This is a genomic window from Pseudomonas putida NBRC 14164 (genome assembly GCF_000412675.1).
Lineage (GTDB): Bacteria > Pseudomonadota > Gammaproteobacteria > Pseudomonadales > Pseudomonadaceae > Aquipseudomonas > Aquipseudomonas putida.
Genome location: NC_021505.1, coordinates 4,307,610 through 4,328,072, shown reverse-complemented (window position 1 = coordinate 4,328,072; position 20,463 = coordinate 4,307,610). Strand labels below are relative to the sequence as shown.

Genomic DNA, 20,463 nt, shown 5'->3' with positions numbered 1-20,463 from the left:
AGCGTTATGCCGCCGGGCGGGTTTCACGGTTAATTGGCCAGTTCGGCCAGCAGGCCTTTCAGGTAAGTGCTGCCCTGGGCATCCAGCGGCTGCAGGGGCAGGCGTGGGGCGCCGACATCCTGGCCGAGCATTTTCAGGCCGGCCTTGATGGTGGTGGGCAGGCCGCGGCGGGTGATGTACTCCAGCAGCTCGTACTGGCGGTAGAACAGCGCGCGGGCTTTGCCCAGGTCGCCTTGCTGCACGGCATCCCACAGCGCCAGGTTCAGTGCCGGGATCAGGTTGGGTGCGGCGGTGCACCAGCCTGTGGCGCCGGCCACCAGCGCTTCCAGGGTCAGCGGGTTGCAGCCGTTGTAGAACGCCACCTGGCCAGCGGTGGCCTTGTACAGGCGGTGCATGCGCTGAATGTCACCGGTGCTTTCCTTGACCATGGTCACATTGGGCACCTCGCCGAGGATGCGCAGGATCAGTTCAACCGACAGGTCAGTGCCGCTGGTGCCTGGGTTGTTGTAGAGCATGATCGGGATGTCGATGGCCGCGCCGACAGCCTTGTAGTGGGCGATCACTTCGGCTTCGGTTAGCTTCCAGTAGGAAATGGGCAGCACCATCACTGCCGTGGCGCCGCAGGCCTGCGCCAGGCGCGCGCGCTGCACGGTACGGGCGGTGGTCAGGTCGGAAACGCTGACCACGCTGGGCACGCGGCCGGCAATGCGTGCCTGGCTGAAGCGCACCACGGTTTCCCATTCGCTGTCGGACAGGTAGGCCCCTTCGCCGGTGCTGCCCAGCGGTGCGATGGCGTGCACGCCGTCTGCGATCAGGCTGTCGATGGATGTACCCAGGGCATCCAGGTCGAGCGTGCCGTCAGCCGTGAAGGGAGTGATGGTGTAACCGATAACGCCGCGAATTACAGGTGTAGACATGACCAGGCACCTCTGCCGTTGTTGAGGAAAGAGTACAGCTTCGATCAGCCCAGGCAGTCGCCGTGGGCACGCAAGGCCCGGCGTGCGTAGTAGCTGAACGCGGCGCCGTGACGTTTGGGGGTGGAGATCCAGTCGTGGGCTTCTTTGCCCAGTGCTTCGGGGATGGGGCGGATGTCACCGGCGCCCATGGCCAGCAATTGCATCTTTGCTGCGCGCTCGAACAGCAGGGCAAGTACGCAGGCTTCTTCGATCGAGCCACCGGCAATCAACAGGCCGTGGTGCGAAAGCAGGATCGCACGCTTGTCACCGATCGCCTTCGCGATGATTTCACCTTCCTCGTTGCCCACCGGCACCCCTGGCCATTCCTTGAGGAATGCGCAATCGTCAAATAGCGGGCACAGGTCCATGTGCGAGATGGCCAGCGGCACCTCCAGCATCGACAGGGCAGCGCTGTGCAGCGGGTGGGTGTGGATGATGCAGTTGACGTCGGGGCGGGCCCGGTACAGCCAGCTGTGGAAACGGTTGGCCGGATTGGCCATGCCGCGGCCTTGCAGCACGGTGAGGTCTTCGTCCACCACCAGCAGGTTTGAGGCGGCGATTTCATCGAAGCCCAGGCCCAGTTGCTGGGTGTAGTAGGTGCCAGGTTCCTGCGCACGTGCGGTGATCTGCCCGGCAAGGCCAGAGTCGTGGCCGCCGTCGAACAGGATGCGGCAGGTAAGGGCAAGTTTTTGCCGGGCCGTGTAGGTGTTGTCGGCCAGGGCCGTCAGCATCTGCTGCTGGGCGAGTTTGACCAACTGGTCCTTGGGGGTATGCATGGTGGTCGTCATGGGCGGTACCTGCTTGGAAAAGGGCGGGTACTGGCTGATCGTCGTAGTGGCGCTGCCAGGACACATGGCGATCTTAATGACACATTGTGTCATTTGCAAGCTTTGTGTCATTCCCACGGTGAAGCCCGCAGGCATGCGTGGTACGTTCCGATAGCAAATTCTTCGAGGGGAGTCGCGCAGGCTTCAGGCAGTACCTGTGGGGACAACTGTCTTGCCCAGCAGTTGAAATCGGCGCGATCACTGTGGGAGCGGGCTTGCCCCGCGAACACCGGCGGTGCCGGTGCCATCCACCGCACTGGATTCTTCGCGGGCATGCCCGCTCCCACAGGTAATCGCGCAGGCCTCAGGCATATGCAGTACCCCTGGAGGCAGCTGTCTTGCACAACACCTGAAGGCTGGCGCGATCACTGTGGGAGCGGCTTTAGCCGCGAACACCGGCGGAGCCGGTGCCATTCACCGTGTTGGATTCTTCGCGGGTAAACCCACTCCCACAGGTAGTCGCGCAGGCCTCAGGCATATGCAATACCTGTGGACGCTACTGTCTTGCACAACACCTGAAAGCTAGCGCGGTCATTGTGGGAGCGGGCACGCCCGCGAACACCGGCGGAGCCGGTGCCATTCACCGCGCTGGCTTCAGGCTAATGCAGTACCTCATGCGCCTATGCAAAGGTCGCCCAGCCTGCTTGCCACATCCCTTGGCGGGTACTGCCGGAAAGCATCTGAAATGGCAGTGATCAGCTGCGTGTCCCTGATCGGGTCCAGCCCTGGAAAACGCTTGCCATTACAGTCACCGTCATGGGTAAGCACGGCCTCGACGCTGGCGTTGTTATCCCGATAAACCTGTCTGATCGCCTGGGCTTCCTGGTCTTTGCTGTCTACGCAGCGCAGGGCATGGTGAATGGCCAGTGCCGCGCCAAACGCCAGCGACGGGGTTTCAATACCATGCTTGCGTGCAAGGTCGATGCTGCTGAGGATGCGTTCGTTGCGCTGAAGCTTGCGCAACGGGTCGCGCCCCACCCGGGCACAAGGGTCTTTGAAGGAGGTTGCACAGCGCTCCAGGAAGGTATCGGCAAAACGGCTGACCACTTCTGCCATCTGCGGGTACTCCGCCACCAGTGCTGGCCCGACTTCCTGGCGAATCAGGCGTTCGGCCAGTTCGCTGACACGCGCATCGCCCATACCCTGGCCCACCGAGTCATGGCCCAACAGGCTCGCGTACCAGGCAACGATGGCATGCGGGCCGTTCCACAGGCGGTTCTTTATGACCTGGATCTGGGTGATGTCCGGCACCGTCTTCACCTGGCGCAGGCGTTCGAGCAGCTCGCTGCCGTGCTCTACATACAGCGGCATGTCGGGTTCGCTGTTGAACAGGATCAGGTGCAGCTGGCTCATCGCGCTGCTGGGCTGGGCAAAGGGCCTGAAGCGCCCGATCAGTCGTTCGTATTCAGGCACTGGCGTGGATGCCTTGGTGGCGACTGCCGGCTCGTCTTCCAGGCTGTTCTGGAACATCTGCGACTTGATGCGCAGTTGCCGCACCAGTGCGTCGTTGCTGAGCTTGGAGACGATGCGGCTGACGACTGTTTCGGCGAAATGGGTCTTTTCCAGCACTTGCTCGCTAATTGCCGGCGGGCACAGCAATGCCAGCTCTGCCTGCACATGGCGGCGCACGAACGCGGCGCCGCCCACCTTGTTCAGCACGATCAGCAGCGTCAGGTCACGGCCACGTCGTTCGAAACGTTGCAGCAGCCCTTTGGCAATCACCTTCGCCTGGTTGCGGATGGCCTGCTCGGGCAGGCTCAGGCCGATAATTTCGGCAGTGGTGTACATGCCGATGACTGCGTCGTCATCGTCCATGTCGATCATGCGCACATTGTCGATGGTCTGGTCGAATGATGTAGCACCGTAGCGCACGCTGTAGCGGCCAAAGGCATTGACGCTTTCGCGCAGCATGCGCGAGCGGGTCGCGGCGATGATTTCACGAGGCCGGGTGTAGCCATCCCAATGGGAAAACACCTGTGTCAGGTAACCACCGCCGATGGCGCCGAAGCCGTGAATGCCTACGCTGAACTGGTTCAACGAAGCCGGGAACGGCTCGCTCAATGCCGGCATGCCCAAGTCAGGTACGCACTCGCTAAGGTCGGCGAGAAACTCATGCATGCTGCGGTAGGCTTTGAGCGCGCCAGCCTTGATCTCGGCAGCGGGCGGCTTGATGTCTTCGATCAGGATCGCCTGGCCTTCGGCACGTATGGCTGACAGCATGCCGTTCTCCGAATCCTCGACCATGAAGCATTGGCCCGGCTCGCAATTGAGCGCGCGAGCGGCTTTCAGGAAAATCTCGGGGTGGGGTTTGCCCTGGCTGACTTCATCGCCACAGACAGTGATGTCGAAATACTTCAGCACATTGGCATTGATCAGGTATTCCTCGGCAATGGCACGGCGGCTGGAGGTGGCCACTGCCATGGTCAAGCCCGACTTGCGCAGGCGCTCCAGCACTTCCAGCAAGCCGGCCTTGATGGGTACGCCGTGATTGCGCACATAGTCGAGCTCAAGTTCATCCGCGCGCTTGCGGATCTCGGCGTACGGGAAGTCTTCACCGTTATGCGCCTTGGCCAGGGCTTCGGCCTTGGTCGCGCTCAGGCCCAGCGAGCCGATCAATGTGTCCTCGCTCAGCGCTTTGCCGAAGATTTCCAGCGAGGCTTGCTTCAGTGTCTTGAAGCGCAAGCGTTCGGTGTCGAAGAGGGTGCCATCCATATCGAAGATGGCGCTGAGAATCTGTTTACCTTGAAAGAAAAGCATTGGGTGTTGCCCCTTGTTGTTGCGTCAGACATCCCGCCTGTCACAGGCGAATACGGTGTGAGAGCTGCAGCGTGGGCAGTCAGGTCGGAGGCACACGGTCGACAGGGGGGCGCTCAGGGGTAACGCAGAAGTAAGGCGGGGCGGAGCGGGGAGTGCAGAGGAGGTTTGCAACCTTTGAGGCGAGGCGGGCGGCTGGTTTGGCCTTGAGGTCACGCCCACTGGCTGCAGTCGGTTTTGCAGGCAGTGGGCGCAAATAGCGATGGATACGTGTGATTCCAAGCATAAGGTGCTTTGCTTCCTTTTCGTCATGAGTGATCCTTTTTCAGCCTTGCACGTATGCGCGCCGCCATGCAAGGCTTGGGCTTCCGTTACAAGGTGAACCGCAATGACCCAAGCTACCGATCAGGCCTTTTATGACCGCGCCGATGCGCACATCGACCTGGCCAACCAGCAGATTGAAAAATTCGAAGACCTGGGCAAGGTGAGTGCCTCGCTGACCTTCGGCGCCACGCGTTTCAGCGCCTGGATGAGCGCCCGCAGCTTCAAGAGCGGCGCGGAACTGGCGGCAGCCCGGGAGGAGATTCTGAAGTACTTCTGCGAGCAGTACCGGATGATGCTCGAAGACAACCTGGATGAGCACATCGAGCATTTTGACCACCTGGTACTCGGCAAGGACGCCTGACCTCACCTGCCTGCGCAGCGGCGACTCAACGGTTGGGCCACTGCTGCAAAAGGATCGAAACGAACTTCTCCGCCGCAGGCGACAACGACGCGCCGCGCCGGTACACCAGCCCCAGGGTGCGTGTGACTTGCGGCTCGATCAACGGCACGCTCACCAGCGTCGGGTGATCAGCGTTGGGCATGGCCAGGCTGGGCATGGCCGACACGCCCAGCCCGGCCTCGACCATGCCCAGCGACGTCGACAGGTGTTGCACTTCGTAGAACCATTTGGGCCGCAGGTTGAGCCCGGACAACGCATGGTCCAGCAGCATGCGGTTGCCGCTCAGGCGGCCGACGCCGATCAGGCGGTAATCCGCCAGCTCTGTCCAGGTAACGGAGGCCCGGTTTGCCAGTGGGTGGTCGCGCCTGCAGGCCAGCACAAAGTGCTCTTGCACCAGCGTGACAAACTCGATGTCCGGGTGCTGGCCGCTCATCATGTTGATACCGAAGTCGGCCTCGCCGCGCAACACGGCTTCGAGCCCGTCGTTGGCACTAAGGTCCAGCAGGCGAATGCGGATTTTCGGGTACTGCTCGTTGTAATCGCGGATCACCGACGGCAGGAAGTAGAACGCTGCGGTGGGGATGCAGGCGAGGGTGACCTGGCCGGTCTGGCGCTCGGCCAGCTCGCGGATGCTGAGGATGGAGTCTTCAAAATCATCCAGCAGGCGCCTGGCCTTGGGCAGGAAGTCGCGCCCCACGCTGGTCAGGCTGACCCGGCGGGTGGTGCGCTCCAGTAGCGAGGTGCCCAGGCCTTCCTCAAGCTTCTTGATCCGCCGACTCAAGGCCGGCTGGGACAGGTGAAGCGCCTCGGCGGCCTCGTGGAAACTACCGAGTTCGGCGATTTTCACGAAAGATCTGATGTCTTGCAGCTCATATTCCATAAGAAAGCCCGCTACTGTCGCCGTGCATGATTAATGTTTGAATCGCAATAATGGCTACGATATTTGCATTGGATTGATTTATCCATGCCTGTCACTCTTTTGCTCACAGCATCAATGATGTCCATTGATCAACAAGGGTGCAAAATCATGCAGCGAATTCCTTGCGTACTCATGCGCGGTGGTACCTCTAAAGGGCCGTTCTTCCACGCCTGGGACCTGCCTGCCAATGTGGTCGAACGTGACGAGTTGCTGATCAACCTGATGGGCTCCGGCCACGAACTTGAAATCGATGGCATCGGTGGCGGCAGCCCGCAAACCAGCAAGGTGGCGATCGTCAGCCCTTCGTTGCATCCCGAGGCTGACGTCGATTACCTGTTCGTGCAGGTGATGGTTGCCCAACGCCGCGTCGACACCGCGCCCAATTGCGGCAACATGCTGTGCGCCGTGGGCCCGTTCGCCATCGAACAAGGCCTGGTGAAAGGCCAGGATGGCAAGACGTTGGTCCGCATCCGCAACCTGAACACCGGCACCTTGGTCAATTCGCTGGTGGAAACCCCCGGCGGTATCGTGCGCTACGAAGGCCGCACGGCAATCGATGGCGTACCGGGCACTGCCGCCCCGGTGCACCTGACTTTCCTCGATGCAGTCGGCAGCAAAACCGGCAAGCTGTTCCCTACCGGCAAGGCCACGGATGTGATCGATGGCGTACCGGTAACCTGCATCGACATGGCCATGCCCATGATGGTCGTGCAGGCCAGTCAACTCGGGGTGACCGGATCGGAAACCCCTGCAGAACTCGATGCCAATCACTCGCTGCTCAAGCGCCTTGAAGCGCTGCGGCTGAAAGCTGGCAAAGCCATGGGTCTTGGCGACGTCAGTGGCATGGTAATCCCCAAGCCGGTGCTGGTGTCTGCGCCACGGTACGGCGGCACGTTGCAGGTGCGTTACTTCATGCCGCACAACTGTCACCGTGCGTTGGCCATCACCGGGGCGGTAGGGCTGGCGACTGCCTGCGTCAGCCCGGGCACGGTGATCGCCGACCTGCTTGGCGAGGATGCCCGGCAGTTGACCGAAGTGCGCCTGGAGCACCCGAGCGGCGGCATCGATGTGGCGCTGTCGCGCAGCGGTGTCGACGGCAAGACAACCCAGGTGTCTGTGGTACGAACCGCCCGGCGGCTATTCTCGGGTTTCGTCTATGCCCCTACCTTGCGCAGGCTGGCAGGGTAGCTAGAGGCGGCCCTGCCACCTGCTTTACACATGCACCAAGCGCATCCGCACAATTTCAACAATGGTGATGCCCCATGAAACTCGCCAAATCGCTGTACTTTCAGATCCTCTGCGCCGTCCTGCTGGGCGTAGTGGTCGGCCACTTCTGGGCGCAACAGGCCGTTGCGCTCAAGCCCTTGGGTGATGCCTTCATCAAGCTGATCAAGATGATGATCGCCCCGGTGGTGTTCTGCACCATCGTCACCGGCATTGCCGGGATGACCGACAAGCGCTCGCTGGGGCGCCTGATGAGCAAGACGTTGCTGCTGTTCCTGGGCCTGACGGTGGTGAGCCTGGCGATTGGCCTGGCGGCGGTCTACCTGTTCAAACCCGGTGTGGGCATGAACATCGACCCCGCAACCCTCAGCACCGAAGGCCTCAGCCAGTACACCGCCTCGGCCGCCAAGCTGGGCGTGGTCGATTTCTTCATGCACATCATTCCCGATACGTTCATCGGTGCCTTCAACAAGGGCGAAGTATTGCCGGTTCTGTTCATCGCCGTACTCAGCGGCTTTGCCCTGTCGTCCATGGGGGACAAGGGCAAGCCAGTGCTGGATGTGCTGGAGTCTGCCTCGACCATGGTGTTCCGCATTTTTGGTTACCTGATGCGCTTTGCGCCGGTGGGTGCCTTTGGTGCGCTGGCTTTTACCGTCGGGCAGTACGGCATCACCTCGCTCGGTGCCCTGGCCAAGCTGGTAGGTACGCTGTACATCGCCTGTGCGTTCTTCGTACTGGTCGTACTGGGTAGCATCTGCCGTGCCCATGGTTTCAGCCTGTGGAAACTGCTGCGCTATTTCCGTGAGGAATTCCTGGTGGTGCTTGGGACTTCGTCCACCGAACCGGTGCTACCGCGCATGCTGGAAAAGCTCGAGAAGCTGGGCTGCAAGAAGGGTGTAGTAGGCCTGGTGTTGCCAACCGGGTACTCGTTCAACCTTGACGGCACAGCCATCTACCTGTCGCTGGCAGCCATCTTCATCGCCCAGGCCTGCAACATCGACATCACCCTGGGGCAGACGCTGACCATGCTGGCGATCATGTTGCTGTCGTCCAAGGGCGCCGCCGGGGTGACAGGCAGTGGTTTCGTTGCCCTGGCCTCGACCCTGACCGTGATCCACGATATTCCGCTGGCTGGCCTGGCGCTGCTGATCGGTATTGACCGCTTCATGTCCGAAGCCCGGGCCCTCACCAGCCTTGCCAGCAATGCGGTGGCCACGGTGGTGATCTCGCTGTCAGAGAATGCCTGTGAGCGGGAGACCCTGTTGCGCGCACTCAATGGTGAGCAACCGGTACAGCCAGACTGTGCTGCACCCGAACCGGCCGCCTGGCCCGCCGAGCCAAGCCGCCACGGCTGAACCCCGTTCGCACTACTGAACATTGACTTAAAATTCCACTCAGCGTCGCAGCGATACCGAGTGGGGTTGGAGGCTGCCTGCCCGGCGGGCGGCCACGCACAATAAAAACAAGAGAGAAAGACCATGCTCGCACTCCTGGGCCTGATCATGGTGGTGACGTTCACCTACCTGATCATGAGCAAGCGCCTGTCGCCTATCGTTGCGTTGACCGTTGTCCCGATCGTCTTCGCCGTCATCGGCGGCTTTGCCCCCGAACTGGGCAAGATGATGCTCGACGGCCTGAAGATGGTCGCCCCATCGGCAGCCTTGCTACTGTTCGCCATCCTGTTCTTCGGCCTGATGATCGATGCCGGCCTGTTCGACCCGCTGATCCGCAAGATCCTCAAGCGGGTGAACGGCGACCCGGTCAAGATCGCCATCGGCACTGCACTGCTGTCGCTTCTGGTGGCGCTGGACGGTGACGGCACGACCACCTACATGATCACCTGTGCCGCCATGCTGCCACTCTACAAACGTATCGGCATGAACCCGATGATCCTGGCCACGGTGTCGATGCTGTCGCTGAGCATCATGAGCGGCTTGAGCCCCTGGGGCGGGCCAGCCACGCGGGCCATCGCCGCGCTTGGGCTGGACGCCAGCGAGTACTTCATCCCGATGCTGCCGACCATGATCGGCGGTGCGGCCTGGGTGGTGTTCACGGCCTTCCTGCTGGGGCGTACCGAACGCCGCCGTATCGGCAACATCGCCCTGCAGGCCGGCGGTGGCAACTGCTACATCAAGGAGATCCTCGGCGACAACCCGTACAAACGCCCGCGGCTGGCCTATGTAAACCTGTTGCTGGTAATCGCCGTCATGACCGCGCTGGTGATGGGGCTGATGCATGCCGCCATCCTGTTCATGATCGGCTTCGTCGCCGCGCTGATGATCAACTACCCGCAGCTGGAACTGCAGAAGGAGCGCATTCTGGCGCATTCAGGTAACGCCATGACCGTGGTGCTGCTGGTGTTCGCCGCGGGTATCTTTGCCGGGATCTTCTCGGGCACCAAGATGGTCGACGCCCTGGCGCAAACCCTGGTGGACTGGATTCCCGAAGAATGGAGCCACTGGTTCCCGCTGGTGGTGGCGCTGACCAGCATGCCGCTGACCTTTGTGTTGTCCAACGACGCCTACTACTTCGGCGTGGTGCCGATCCTGGCAAACGCCGCCGCAGCTTACGGCATCGACCCGCTGGAAATTGCCCGCGCCTCGGTCCTCGGCCAGCCGGTGCACCTGATGAGCCCGCTGGTGGCTTCGACGTTGCTGCTGGTGGGCATGGTCGACCGTGACATCGGTGACTTCCAGAAGGCCACCTTCAAGTGGGCCGTGCTCACGTCGCTGGTGATCACCGCGCTGGCCTTGCTCACAGGGGCTTTGTCCTTCTTCGTCTGAGCCCTGCCTGCACGCATTCAAATAACAACAATAGAGTACCGATCATGTCCCGAGCCATGTTCCGTGGGGCCACTTGTGGCCTGCTCTGCGGCTGCTTACCTGTTGCCGGCGCCGCTGGTTTCGTCGATGACAGCAAGCTCAAGCTGCAACTGCGCAACGTCTCCTTCAACGAGAATTTCCGTGACGAGCAGGGCATGAGTGCGCGTGCTGCCGCCACTGCAAAAAGCGAGCGGGTGGAGTGGGCCCAGGGTTTTCTGCTCGACTACCAGTCGGGCTTTACCGCCGGCACGCTCGGGGTCGGGCTCGACGCACTGGGTCTGGTCGGCATAAGGCTCGACTCGGGCCGCGGGCGTAGCGGTACCGGGCTGCTGCCGGTGCATGACGACGGCCGAGCGGCGGACGAATTCGCCAGCGCAGGGGTCACGGCGAAGGCCCGCATCGGGCAGACTGTGGTCAAGCACGGCACCTTGCTGCCCAAGACGCCGGTGCTGGTCTATAACGATGCCCGGCTGTTGCCGCAGACGTACCAGGGCACGCAGCTGACCAGCACGGATATCGAAGGGCTGACACTGACGGCGGGGCACCTGGACCGCTTCAAACAGCGTGATTCATCGGACAGCACTGGCCTGTACCTGGATGGCTATGCGGGCGGCATGTCCGGTGACTTCAACTTCGCCGGCGCCGACTATGCCGTCAGCAAACAACTGCGCCTGAGCTATTTCCATGGCCAGCTCGAGCACTTCTACCGCCAGGACTTCGCCGGCCTGCTACATGAGCTGCCGCTGGCCGGTGGCGTGCTGAGCACTGACCTGCGCTATTTCAAGAGCCGTGACAGCGGTGCCGCCTACGGCGGCGCCATCAATAACGACATGATCAGCGGGCAGGTGGCCTATGCCCATTCCGGCCATGCCCTTGGTGCCGGCTACCAAGTGCTCGACGGTGAGGCAGGGCTGCCCTATATCAGCGGAGCGACGGTGTACTCGTTCAGCAACGTCGGCATCGGCAAGTTTATCGAGCAAGACGAAAAGACCTGGATGGCAAGCTACGCCTACAACTTTGCGGCAGCAGGCGTGCCGGGCCTGACCTTCATGGCGCGATACCTGAGTGGCGAAAATAGCCGCTCCGGTGCCGGGGGCATCAAGGAGTGGGAGCGTGACGCCGAGCTTGCCTACGTGGTGCAGGGCGGGCCGTTGAAAGGGCTGGGTGTGAAGCTGCGTAACTATGTCTATCGTTCGGATTTTGCCCGCGGGCGCGACAGCAACCGCCTTTACCTTACCTACGATATCGCCATCTGGTGATGGCGCGGGCCGGATGGCGTACCCGGCCCTGGCCCTGCTTGCGCAGCCCTGTTCAGCGGCGCAGCAGGCGAGAGACCACCAGCGTGACGGCGGCGGTGATGGCCAGCGCGGCGAACGGTTTTTCCTTCACGAACGAAGACACCGTATCCAGCGTGTCACCATAGGTCTTGGTCAGCTGGCCTGCTGCCTGACGCCCATCGCCTTCGGCTTCCAGCGCAGGATCCTCGATCAGTCGGCCTACAGCGCTCTGCGCCTTGCCTGCCAGGTTCTCTGCTACACCTTCGATCTGTTCACGTTTCATGATGGCTTTGTTCCTTCCTGTGATCGGCTTTGGGTTAACAGCACAGGGTTAGGGCGGTGAAGGGCCGCAATGGTTCCAAGCGTCTGCGTGTCACCTGCAGATCACGCATCGCACATGGCTTGGGAGCGCGAGGCTAACGCGCTTTCTTCTCGAGGATCCGCGCCCCGGTACCTTCCTTGCCCAGCACATCCTCGGGGTTGCGCAGCGGGCAGTCTTCCAGCGACAGGCAACCGCAACCGATGCAGTTGTCCAGGCTGTCGCGCAGCGCCTCCAGCGTGCGGATTCGGGCGTTCAGGTCTTCGCGCCATGCGGTGGACATCTCGCCCCATTGCGCCGCCGTAAGCTTGCTGTTTGGCGCATAGCGGCTGAACGCCTGCTTGATTTCCTCCAGCGGAATACCCGTGCGCTGCGCCACCTTGATGATCGCCAGTGTACGCAGCACCAGCGAGGGATAGCGCCGCTGGTTGCCGGCCGTGCGGACGCTGGCGATCAGCCCCTTGGTCTCGTAGAAGTGCAGCGCAGACACCGCCACGCCGCTGCGCTTGGCCACTTCACCCACTGTGAGCATCCGCGTGTTGTCCGCTGCCATGTCTGTTGACCTCAAGTTAAGTTGAGCTCTTATAGTCCTGCCCGATCTTCCCCGCAACCGCTTTCCCTGTGATCGGAGCTGTGCATGAACAAACGGACGTTACTGGCCTGGGCTGGCGCTGTAGCCGGTGTGCTGGCTGCTTGCTATGCGTTAGTGGGTAGCGGTTCGGCGCCACCCGCTGCGGCGGCGTGGCCGGCGACCAAGGTGGCGCTTGCCACGGCCGAGCAGGTGCCGTTGGCGCGGCAGAACTTTGCTTCAGGGGAACTGGAAGCGGTCAACCAGGTACAGGTGGCGGCCGAGACGGCGGGGCGCGTTACCCGCATCGCCTTCGAGTCGGGGCAGGCGGTCACTGCCGGGCAGTTGCTGGTGCAGCTCAACGACGCACCGGAGCAGGCCCAGCGGGTGCAGTTGCGGGCCAGGCTGCGTAACGCCGAAGTGGTGCTGCAGCGCAGCCGCAAGCTGCGGGCGATGAATGCCGTGTCGCAAGAGCTGCTGGACAACGCCGCCACCGCCGTGGACGTGGCCAGCGGGGAGTTGCAGCATGTCGAAGCGCTGATCGCGCAGAAGGCCATTCGCGCACCGTTTACCGGCAAGCTGGGCATTCGGCGGGTGCATCAGGGCCAATACCTGGGCGCCGGCGAGGCCATCGTCAGCCTGGCCGACATCAGCCAGTTGCATGTGAATTTTGCCTTGGGCGAGCAGGCCGCCCCCGAAGTGCACGTCGGGCAAGTGCTGGCACTGACGCTGGACGCAGTACGCGGGCAAGGCTTCAAGGCCCGGGTGGTGGCGGTGGATCCGGTGGTCAGCAAGGCGCGCCTGGTGCAGGTGCAGGCAGCCTTGCCGAACCCGGACGGGCAGTTGCAGCCGGGCATGTACGCTGGCGTGCGCCTGGATGCTGTGCAGCCGTCGACTGTATTGGCTGTGCCAGAAACCGCGATCACCTACGCCGCCTATGGCCAGACAGTATTCGTTGCCACTCAGGACTCGGCGCATGGTACCCGGGTCAGCAGGGTGCGGGTCACCACTGGTGAGCGCTGGGAGGGGCGGGTGGAGGTTACCTCCGGCCTGGCGCCCGGTGACCGGGTGGTGGTGTCTGGCCAGTTGAAGCTCAGCGACGGCATGTCGGTCGAGCCGGTGGCGCAGGACAGCTTGCAGGCAAACCTCGGAGGGGGGCAGCCATGAAGTTTACCGACCTCTTCGTGCGCCGCCCGGTGCTGGCGCTGGTGGTCAGCAGCCTGATCATCCTGATGGGGCTGTTTGCCATGGGCAAGTTGCCGATCCGTCAGTACCCGTTGCTGGCAAGCTCCACCATTACCATCAGCACCGAGTACCCCGGCGCTTCGGCCGAGCTGATGCAGGGCTTTGTGACCCAGCCGATCACCCAGGCGGTGTCGTCGGTGGAGGGCATCGACTACCTGTCCTCGTCGTCGCAGCAGGGGCACAGCCTGATCACCTTGCGCATGGTGCTCAACCGCGACTCGACCCAGGCGCTGGCCGAGACCATGGCCAAGGTCAATCAGGTGCGCTACCGCCTGCCGGAAAAGGCTTACGACCCGGTGGTGGAGCTGTCGGCAGGCGACTCCACCGCCGTGGCTTATGTGGGTTTTGCCAGTGACAGCCTGTCGATCCCGGAGCTGAGCGATTACCTGTCGCGGGTGGTGGAGCCGCAGTTCTCAGGCATCGACGGCGTGGCCAAGGTGCAGTCGTTCGGTGGGCAGCGGCTGGCCATGCGCCTGTGGCTGGACAGCGAACAGATGGCCGGGCGCGGGGTGACGGCAGCGGACGTGGCGCAGGCGGTGCGGGCCAACAACTACCAGGCGACGCCGGGCCAGGTGCGTGGGCAGTACGTGCTGGCCGATATCCAGGTGGACACCGACCTGACCCGGGTCGAGGACTTCCGCGAGCTGATCATCCGCAACGATGGCACCGACCTGGTGCGCCTGCGCGATGTCGGCACTGTCGAGCTGAGCGCGGCTGCCACCCAGACCAGCGCTACCATGGACGGCAAGCCTGCCGTGCACCTGGGGCTGTTTCCCACGCCGGCCGGCAACCCGCTGGTGATTGTCGAAGGCATTCGCCAGCTGCTGCCGCAAATCCAGCAGACCCTGCCGCCTGGGGTGAAGGTGGCGCTGGCCTATGAGACTGCGCGCTTCATCGATGCTTCGATCCATGAGGTGCTGCGCACCCTGGTGGAGGCGATGCTGATCGTGGTGCTGGTGATCTGGCTGTGCCTGGGTTCGCTGCGCAGTGTGCTGATCGCAGTGGTGGCCATCCCGCTGTCGATGCTCGGTGCCGCAGGCCTGATGCTGATGTTCGGCTTCAGCCTCAATCTGCTGACCTTGCTGGCGATGGTGCTGGCCATCGGCCTGGTGGTGGACGATGCCATCGTGGTGGTGGAGAACGTGCACCGGCATATCGAAGAGGGCAAGTCGCCGGTTGCTGCGGCATTGGCCGGGGCGCGGGAAATCGCCGGGCCGGTCATTGCCATGACCCTTACCCTGGCGGCTGTGTATGCGCCGATCGGGCTGATGGGCGGGCTGACCGGCACGCTGTTCCGCGAATTTGCCCTGACCTTGGCGGGGGCGGTGATCGTGTCCGGCATCGTGGCGCTGACCCTGTCGCCGGTGATGAGCTCGTTGCTGTTGCAACCCGGGCAACAGCATGGCGCGATGGCCAACATGGCTGATCGGTTGTTTGCTGCGTTGACCGCGGCCTATGGACGAGTGCTGGCCTACTCCCTGGCGCATCGCTGGATCAGCGCGGGTGTGGCGCTGCTGGTGTGCCTGAGCCTGCCCTGGCTTTACCTGCTGCCCCAACGCGAGCTGGCGCCGCCCGAGGACCAGGCGGCGGTGCTTACCGCCATCAAGTCGCCGCAGCATGCCAGCCTCGAATATGCGGAACGCTTTGCGCTGAAGCTTGACCAGGTGATGAAGTCCATCGCCGAAACCACCGACACCTGGATCATCAACGGCACCGACGGCCCGGCCGCCAGTTTCGGGGGTATCAACCTCAGCGCCTGGCAGGCGCGCGAGCGTTCCGCCGCACAGGTGCAGGCGCAGTTGCAGCAGGCCGTGGCGGATATCGAAGGCAGCAGCATCTTCGCCTTCCAGGTCGCTTCGCTGCCGGGCTCCAGTGGCGGCCTGCCGGTGCAGATGGTGCTGCGCAGCGCCCAGGATTACCCCGAGCTGTACCAGACCATGGAAGTGCTCAAGCAACGCGCCCGCGACAGCGGCCTGTTTGCCGTGGTGGACAGCGACCTCGACTACAACAACCCGGTGGTCAAGGTGCGCGTCGACCGGGCCAAGGCGGCCAGCCTGGGCATCAGCATGCAGGCCATTGGCGAGTCGCTGGGTGTGCTGGTGGGCGAGCAATACCTCAACCGCTTTGCGTTGTTCGGGCGCTCCTATGATGTGATCCCGCAGAGTATCCAGGACCAGCGCCTGACGCCTGCGGCGCTGAACCGCCAGTATGTGCGCGCCAAAGATGGCAGCCTGGTGCCGCTGGCCACGGTGGTGCACCTAAAGATCGAAGTGGCGCCCAACCGCCTGCTGCAGTTCGATCAGCAGAACGCCAGTACCCTGCAGGCCATCCCGGCGCCGGGGGTGTCGATGGGCAACGCCGTGGCCTTTCTCGAACAGCTCACCGCCGAACTGCCGCCGGGCTTCAGCCACGACTGGCAATCGGAATCTCGGCAGTATGTGCAGGAGGGCTTTGCCTTGATGTGGGCGTTTCTTGCTGCCCTGGTGGTGATCTACCTGGTGCTGGCGGCGCAGTACGAAAGCCTGGTTGACCCACTGATCATCCTGGTGACTGTGCCGCTGTCGATCTGCGGTGCGCTGCTGCCGCTGGCGCTGGGCTGGGCCACGCTGAACATTTACACGCAGATTGGCCTGGTGACCCTGATCGGCCTGATCAGCAAGCACGGCATCCTGATGGTGGAGTTCGCCAACGAGATCCAGGTGCGCGACAACCTCGACCGTGCTGCCGCCATTGTCCGTGCCGCGCAGATACGTTTGCGGCCGGTGCTGATGACCACTGCGGCGATGACCTTTGGTGTGCTGCCGCTGCTGTTCGCCAGCGGCGCCGGGGCCAACAGCCGCTTCGGGCTGGGGGTGGTGATCGTGTGCGGGATGCTGGTGGGCACCTTGTTTACCTTGTTCGTGCTACCGACCATCTATGCCTGGCTGGCGCGCGATCACCGGGTGACCACGGTGCGGGGGCAGCAGTTGCTGGAGGCCGATCGGGTGTTGGGCATGTGAAGTGAGGGAACAGGAATATCGGGGCTGCTTCGCAGCCCATCGCCGGCAAGCCAGCTCCCACACGGGTTGTGCCGGGCTTGAAGGCTGTGCAGTCCTGTGTGAGGGGGCCCCTCAGGGACCGCGCTATATTTGAGACAAATGCTGTACCTGTGGGAGCTGGCTTGCCGGCGATGGGCCGCATAGCGGCCCCGGTTGCACGATCAGGACGGTGAGCGATCCCGGCGAATCTGGGTCACCAGGGTGAAGCGATCATCCGGGTGCACGGTTTCGGAAACCGCCATCAAATCACCGTTTTCCTCGCGGTACTGGCGGATGATTTTCAACCCCGGTGAACCCGCCTCGGCCTTCAGCGCTTTGGCCATCTCTGTCGTCAGCAGCACTGCCCGCACCTGCTGGTCGACCACCGCGATCGCCCGGCCATAGTGCTGCTCGATCAACCCGGCAATCAGCTGGTCGGGGTGCTCGCGGGCCCGTTCGATGACCTCGGCATAGTCGCGCTGTGCGTACACATCGGTCCAGCACAGCGGCGCGGCATTGTGCAGGCGGTCGACGCGGATGCTCGACACGCAGAAGTAATGCTCGCCCGGTACCAGCCCCAGCCGCGCCGCTTCGCTCAGTTCGGCGACGAAATGGCGCACGTTCTGGATTTCCCGCTGCTGGGTTTCGGCCAGGTGGGCCAGGTCGGCCACGCTGGCCAGCGACTGCGAGTAGCCGCCGCGCGGGCTGCTGGCCTCCACCCGGGTGCCCACGCGCTTGCGCCGTGACACCAGCCCCTGGTTGAGCAGCTGGTCGATCGCGGCGCGCACCGTGTGCCGGCTCACATTGTAAAGGTCGCACAGCTCGAACTCGGTCGGCAGCAGGCTGCCCACCGGGTAGCGGCCGTTGGCGATGCCTTCCATCAAGTCCTTTGCCACGGTGGAGTAGCGCGTCGGGTTCATGCCTCTGGTCTGTCTCGCACATTTCATCGGTAGGCAGTGTAACAGCGGCAGGGACATGTTCGGCACCGCCGAAATGCGTGCGGTGCCGGGCCTTGCGCCGGGTGCGGCGCTCTAAGCGCATGCTCCTGCAGGGAGATGTGTCGGCATCACAGTTGGTGTTTTGACCGTAACAGCAATGCCGCTACTGCACACCCGACCAACGCCAGGCACGCCAGGTAGAACGCATCACTGTAAGCCATCAGGTAAGCCTCCCGCCGAATCGTCCCGGCCAGCCCCTCCAGCATCTGCTGCTGGTGCGGCAACCAGCTCTGTACCGTCTGGTTGATGCGCTCTTGCACGCCAGGCTCGAACACTGTCACCTGCTCGTGAATACGCTCACTGTGAAAGCGCTCACGGGTGGCAACCAGTTGCGTCAACCCGGCCGTGCCTATGGCTCCCCCCAGGTTGCGCAGCATGGAGAACACCGCCGAGGCCGAGCCGGCTTCACGCTTGTCCAGCCCGGCCACCGCCAGCACCGACAACGCCACCATGATGAATGGCTGGCCAATTCCGCGCACCACCGTGGACGGGATGATCACGTTGTCGGCGCTGTCGGCGCTCAGGCTCGCCCCCAGCCAGCAGCCCAGGGCCATGATCAGAAAGCCGCTGGCGACCATGAATTTGGCGCTGGTCCAGCCCATCAGCCGGGGCATCAACGGCGCCAGCAGTAGTTGCACCACGCCATAGGCGATCAGCGCCACGCCGACATCGTGCGCGCTGAAACCCTGCAGCTGCGACAGGTAGTTGGGCACCAGGAATACCAGGCCGAACGTTGCGGCGCCAAAGATGAACATGGCCACGCTGGCGACGCCGAAGTTGTAGCGCCCGAGCAAGCGCAGGTTGATGAACGCGCGCTGGCCGAACAGCTGGGTCACCACGAACACCACCAGGGCAATGGCGGCGACTACACTCATGGCGACGATGAATGGCGAGCCGAACCAGTCCAGCCGGCCGCCTTCTTCCAGCACGATCTGCAAGCCACCCAAGCCGATCACCATGGCGGCGATACCCAGCCAGTCACCTTTGCGTAGCGGCTCAAGCTTCATGGGCTTGGCCTCGATCGACCAGGCGATGGCGAACAGCAGCGCAATGCCGGGGAACAGTTGCAGATAAAAGATCCAGCGCCACGAATAGGCATCGGTCAGCCAGCCACCAATCGAGGGCCCGGCCGCCTGCGCCACGCTGTTGGCCAGGCTGAAAAGCGCCATGCCCATGGCCATCTTGCTGGCCGGCAGTTCGGTGATGATCAGCTGGAACGACAGGGGAATCAGCACCGCGCCCGCAGCACCCTGGATCACCCGGATGGCAATCATCGCCTCCAGGTTGGGCGCCCAGGAACAGGCCACCGAAGCTATCAGGAATATGAGTGAGCCGGTCCACATCACCCGCCGCAGCGAGAACACCTCCACCAGCCAGGCCGTCAGCGGAATCATCACGATTTCCGCCACCAGGTAGGAGGTGGAAATCCATGAACCTTCCTCGAAGCTGGCACCCAGCGAGCCGCGGATTTCCGGCAGCGCGGCGCTGGTGACATGCACGTTCATGCCGGCCATGAAACAGCCGAACAAGCCGCCGAGCACCGCCACCCAGGCGCGCAGCGAGACGGGTTGTTCAGTGCGCATCGGCCACCTCTGCGGGGCGGGTGTCGACCGTGCTCACCACCGACATGCCGGGCAGTACCTGCGGGCCATCCAGCGGTGTGTCCAGCAGAATGCGAACCGGGAAGCGCTGGACAATCTTGGTGAAGTTGCCGGTGGCATTGTCCGACGGCAGCAATGCGAAGACATTGCCAGAGGCCGGCGAGAAGCTGGCCACATGGCCGTGCAGTGGCTGGCTGGCGAAGCTGTCGACGCGGATTTCTACCGGCTGCCCCGGGCGCATGTTGGCCAACTGGGTTTCCTTGAAGTTGGCCACCACATAGGCCTGCTGCAGGGGCACCACGGCCAGCAGCGGCTGGCCCGGCACCACGTACTGGCCGGCGCGTACGCGGCGTTGGCCGACCACGCCCGTGATCGGTGCGCGGATCACGGTGTCCTGTTCGTCCTGCTCGGCCAACTGTTGGCGGGCCTGCGCGCGGGTCAACGCTGCCGCGCGCTGTTGCAGTTCGGCGTCAGCCTGCGCTGATCGGGCCTTTGCCATGGCCAGTTGTGACCGTTGTTGGCGCAGCGCGGCCTGGGCACCTTGCAGCGCGGCTTGCGCCTGGGTGGCATGGGCGCTGGCGGTTTCCAGGCGCTGCACGGTCGCGGCGTCGTCTCGCACAAGGCCACGGTAGCGTTGCATGTCCAAGTCACTGCGCCGCTGTTCGGCAATGGCACTGCGCATGGCAGCTTCAGCCTGCAGGATGGCTTGTTGTTGCAGGTTGATACGCTCGCTGGCCACCTGCTGGCGGGCCTGGGCGGCCACCAGTGTCGCCTGCGCCTCGGCCACACCTGCCCGGGCCTGGTCAAGGCGGGCGCGGTAGTCGCGGCTTTGCAGGCGTACCAGTACATCGCCGGCTTTCACGGGCTGGTCGTCAGCCACTGCTACCTCGGCCACGTAACCGGCCACGCGTGGGCTCAGGGCCACCCAGTCGGCGCGGACGTAGGCGTCGTCGGTGGTCTCCAGGTAGCGGCCGGTGGTGAGCCAGTAGCTGGTGAAGGCCAGCAGGGCGATTGCTGCCAGGCTACCGCTGGCGGTGCAGGCCAGGCGACGACGGGCTTTGGCCCGCTGTTCACTTTCGACGGGTGCGGTTCGTTCTACGGCAACATTCATGTCCGGTTTCCATGCTTGATTTTTGGGGCTGCTGTGCAGCCCTTCGCGGGCACGCCCGCTCCCACAGGGATGGCGTTTTCTTCGGGCGCTGCGCAGTTCCT

At 63.3% G+C, this 20,463-nt stretch carries 16 protein-coding genes; 7 read left to right on the top strand and 9 right to left on the bottom strand.

All coding sequences use genetic code 11. The annotated features are described in order from the left end of the window. Nucleotides 1-29: 29 nt before the first annotated feature. The 3 genes from PP4_RS19100 to mtlD all read right to left on the bottom strand — a co-directional run bounded on the left by PP4_RS19100 (nucleotide 30) and on the right by mtlD (nucleotide 4,540). Complete coding sequence (locus PP4_RS19100; protein WP_016500826.1) at nucleotides 30-917, bottom strand: dihydrodipicolinate synthase family protein; 888 nt, start codon at nucleotides 915-917, stop codon at nucleotides 30-32. 44 nt (nucleotides 918-961) lie between these two features. Next, entirely contained in the window at nucleotides 962-1,744 is a 783-nt protein-coding gene (locus tag PP4_RS19095) for an aldolase (RefSeq protein ID WP_012271240.1), read from the bottom strand. Between the two features lie 651 nt (nucleotides 1,745-2,395). Beyond that, nucleotides 2,396-4,540: a bifunctional mannitol-1-phosphate dehydrogenase/phosphatase gene (gene mtlD, locus PP4_RS19090; RefSeq protein ID WP_016500825.1), complete on the bottom strand. Its 2,145-nt coding sequence runs from the start codon at nucleotides 4,538-4,540 to the stop codon at nucleotides 2,396-2,398. Nucleotides 4,541-4,925: 385 nt separating this feature from the next. On the opposite strand from mtlD, the gene PP4_RS19085 reads away from it, so the two are divergent. Further along, nucleotides 4,926-5,222: a DUF3144 domain-containing protein gene (locus PP4_RS19085; protein WP_016500823.1), complete on the top strand. Its 297-nt coding sequence runs from the start codon at nucleotides 4,926-4,928 to the stop codon at nucleotides 5,220-5,222. A gap of 25 nt (nucleotides 5,223-5,247) precedes the next feature. On the opposite strand, the gene PP4_RS19080 is transcribed toward PP4_RS19085, so the two are convergent. Next, nucleotides 5,248-6,141: a LysR family transcriptional regulator gene (locus PP4_RS19080; RefSeq protein WP_016500822.1), complete on the bottom strand. Its 894-nt coding sequence runs from the start codon at nucleotides 6,139-6,141 to the stop codon at nucleotides 5,248-5,250. Between the two features lie 147 nt (nucleotides 6,142-6,288). On the opposite strand from PP4_RS19080, the gene PP4_RS19075 reads away from it, so the two are divergent. From PP4_RS19075 to PP4_RS19060, 4 genes are all read left to right on the top strand, one after another. Then, nucleotides 6,289-7,368, top strand: coding sequence for a 4-oxalomesaconate tautomerase (locus PP4_RS19075; protein ID WP_080642807.1), 1,080 nt, complete (start codon nucleotides 6,289-6,291; stop codon nucleotides 7,366-7,368). Nucleotides 7,369-7,442: 74 nt separating this feature from the next. Continuing rightward, nucleotides 7,443-8,759 (top strand): dicarboxylate/amino acid:cation symporter, encoded by a 1,317-nt coding sequence (locus PP4_RS19070; RefSeq protein WP_016500820.1) that lies wholly within the window; start codon nucleotides 7,443-7,445, stop codon nucleotides 8,757-8,759. A 123-nt stretch (nucleotides 8,760-8,882) separates the two neighbouring features. Beyond that, nucleotides 8,883-10,187, top strand: coding sequence for a CitMHS family transporter (locus tag PP4_RS19065; protein WP_016500819.1), 1,305 nt, complete (start codon nucleotides 8,883-8,885; stop codon nucleotides 10,185-10,187). Nucleotides 10,188-10,231: 44 nt separating this feature from the next. Continuing rightward, complete coding sequence (locus PP4_RS19060; RefSeq protein ID WP_016500818.1) at nucleotides 10,232-11,485, top strand: OprD family porin; 1,254 nt, start codon at nucleotides 10,232-10,234, stop codon at nucleotides 11,483-11,485. Between the two features lie 52 nt (nucleotides 11,486-11,537). Here PP4_RS19060 and PP4_RS19055 read toward each other — a convergent pair whose 3' ends face one another. Then, complete coding sequence (locus PP4_RS19055; protein WP_016500817.1) at nucleotides 11,538-11,786, bottom strand: CsbD family protein; 249 nt, start codon at nucleotides 11,784-11,786, stop codon at nucleotides 11,538-11,540. A 133-nt stretch (nucleotides 11,787-11,919) separates the two neighbouring features. Further along, nucleotides 11,920-12,375 carry a redox-sensitive transcriptional activator SoxR gene (gene soxR, locus PP4_RS19050; protein ID WP_016500816.1) on the bottom strand — a complete coding sequence of 152 codons (456 nt, stop codon included), beginning with the start codon at nucleotides 12,373-12,375 and terminating at the stop codon, nucleotides 11,920-11,922. Nucleotides 12,376-12,459: 84 nt separating this feature from the next. Here soxR and PP4_RS19045 point away from each other — a divergent pair, with 84 nt between their 5' ends. Together PP4_RS19045 and PP4_RS19040 are read left to right on the top strand one after the other, a co-directional pair. After that, nucleotides 12,460-13,557 (top strand): efflux RND transporter periplasmic adaptor subunit, encoded by a 1,098-nt coding sequence (locus PP4_RS19045; RefSeq protein WP_016500815.1) that lies wholly within the window; start codon nucleotides 12,460-12,462, stop codon nucleotides 13,555-13,557. Next, nucleotides 13,554-16,634: a MexW/MexI family multidrug efflux RND transporter permease subunit gene (locus PP4_RS19040; RefSeq protein WP_016500814.1), complete on the top strand. Its 3,081-nt coding sequence runs from the start codon at nucleotides 13,554-13,556 to the stop codon at nucleotides 16,632-16,634. Before PP4_RS19045 ends, PP4_RS19040 begins: the two co-directional genes overlap by 4 nt. Before the next feature lie 200 nt (nucleotides 16,635-16,834). Here PP4_RS19040 and PP4_RS19035 read toward each other — a convergent pair whose 3' ends face one another. The 3 genes from PP4_RS19035 to PP4_RS19025 form a co-directional block, all read right to left on the bottom strand. After that, a complete protein-coding gene (locus tag PP4_RS19035) occupies nucleotides 16,835-17,572 on the bottom strand; it encodes a GntR family transcriptional regulator (protein ID WP_016500813.1) in 738 nt (245 codons plus the stop codon). A 146-nt stretch (nucleotides 17,573-17,718) separates the two neighbouring features. Beyond that, nucleotides 17,719-19,233, bottom strand: coding sequence for a DHA2 family efflux MFS transporter permease subunit (locus PP4_RS19030; RefSeq protein ID WP_016500812.1), 1,515 nt, complete (start codon nucleotides 19,231-19,233; stop codon nucleotides 17,719-17,721). Beyond that, nucleotides 19,223-20,362 (bottom strand): HlyD family secretion protein, encoded by a 1,140-nt coding sequence (locus tag PP4_RS19025; RefSeq protein WP_016500811.1) that lies wholly within the window; start codon nucleotides 20,360-20,362, stop codon nucleotides 19,223-19,225. Before PP4_RS19025 ends, PP4_RS19030 begins: the two co-directional genes overlap by 11 nt. Nucleotides 20,363-20,463 lie beyond the last annotated feature (101 nt).

Excerpts from the sequence above, each read along its gene's own strand:
- PP4_RS19100 (WP_016500826.1), bottom strand. The coding sequence starts at position 917 with ATGTCTACACCTGTAATTCGCGGCGTTATCGGTTACACCATCACTCCC.
- PP4_RS19095 (WP_012271240.1), bottom strand. The coding sequence starts at position 1,744 with ATGACGACCACCATGCATACCCCCAAGGACCAGTTGGTCAAACTCGCC.
- mtlD (WP_016500825.1), bottom strand. The coding sequence starts at position 4,540 with ATGCTTTTCTTTCAAGGTAAACAGATTCTCAGCGCCATCTTCGATATG.
- PP4_RS19085 (WP_016500823.1), top strand. The coding sequence starts at position 4,926 with ATGACCCAAGCTACCGATCAGGCCTTTTATGACCGCGCCGATGCGCAC.
- PP4_RS19080 (WP_016500822.1), bottom strand. The coding sequence starts at position 6,141 with ATGGAATATGAGCTGCAAGACATCAGATCTTTCGTGAAAATCGCCGAA.
- PP4_RS19075 (WP_080642807.1), top strand. The coding sequence starts at position 6,289 with ATGCAGCGAATTCCTTGCGTACTCATGCGCGGTGGTACCTCTAAAGGG.
- PP4_RS19070 (WP_016500820.1), top strand. The coding sequence starts at position 7,443 with ATGAAACTCGCCAAATCGCTGTACTTTCAGATCCTCTGCGCCGTCCTG.
- PP4_RS19065 (WP_016500819.1), top strand. The coding sequence starts at position 8,883 with ATGCTCGCACTCCTGGGCCTGATCATGGTGGTGACGTTCACCTACCTG.
- PP4_RS19060 (WP_016500818.1), top strand. The coding sequence starts at position 10,232 with ATGTCCCGAGCCATGTTCCGTGGGGCCACTTGTGGCCTGCTCTGCGGC.
- PP4_RS19055 (WP_016500817.1), bottom strand. The coding sequence starts at position 11,786 with ATGAAACGTGAACAGATCGAAGGTGTAGCAGAGAACCTGGCAGGCAAG.
- soxR (WP_016500816.1), bottom strand. The coding sequence starts at position 12,375 with ATGGCAGCGGACAACACGCGGATGCTCACAGTGGGTGAAGTGGCCAAG.
- PP4_RS19045 (WP_016500815.1), top strand. The coding sequence starts at position 12,460 with ATGAACAAACGGACGTTACTGGCCTGGGCTGGCGCTGTAGCCGGTGTG.
- PP4_RS19040 (WP_016500814.1), top strand. The coding sequence starts at position 13,554 with ATGAAGTTTACCGACCTCTTCGTGCGCCGCCCGGTGCTGGCGCTGGTG.
- PP4_RS19035 (WP_016500813.1), bottom strand. The coding sequence starts at position 17,572 with ATGAACCCGACGCGCTACTCCACCGTGGCAAAGGACTTGATGGAAGGC.
- PP4_RS19030 (WP_016500812.1), bottom strand. The coding sequence starts at position 19,233 with ATGCGCACTGAACAACCCGTCTCGCTGCGCGCCTGGGTGGCGGTGCTC.
- PP4_RS19025 (WP_016500811.1), bottom strand. The coding sequence starts at position 20,362 with ATGAATGTTGCCGTAGAACGAACCGCACCCGTCGAAAGTGAACAGCGG.